Here is a 357-nt window from a genome sequence, read left to right on the forward strand (position 1 = left end):
CAGGCTGGTATGCCCGGAAGACACTTCCCGCATGGCGGCCACAATGGCGGCTTCCGCGCGGGAGTCGAGGGCGGAGGTGGCCTCGTCAAAAATCAGAATCGGTGCGCCCTTGAGCAGCACCCGGGCGATGCGCTGCTTCTCGCCACCCGAGACCTTCAGTCCCCGCTCACCAACCAACGTCTGATCCCCCTGGGGCAGGGCGGCAATAAAACCGTCCAGGTGGGCCATGCGAATGGCCCGATCAATGGCTTCATCCGAGGCCGATGGGTTACCGTAAGCGATGTTCTCCCGAATGCTGGTATTGAACAGAACCGTGTCCTGGGGAACGATGGCAATGGCACGGCGCAGGCTGTCCAG

1 protein-coding gene is annotated in these 357 nt (G+C 62.7%); it reads right to left on the reverse strand.

Annotated elements, in window-relative coordinates:
- Positions 1-357, reverse strand: a 357-nt coding sequence (locus B3187_RS08300; RefSeq protein ID WP_286805694.1) for an ATP-binding cassette domain-containing protein, incomplete at both ends; no start/stop codon positions are given.

The organism is Marinimicrobium sp. UBA4209, assembly GCF_002381585.1.
In the GTDB taxonomy this organism is placed as follows: domain Bacteria; phylum Pseudomonadota; class Gammaproteobacteria; order Pseudomonadales; family Cellvibrionaceae; genus Marinimicrobium; species Marinimicrobium koreense.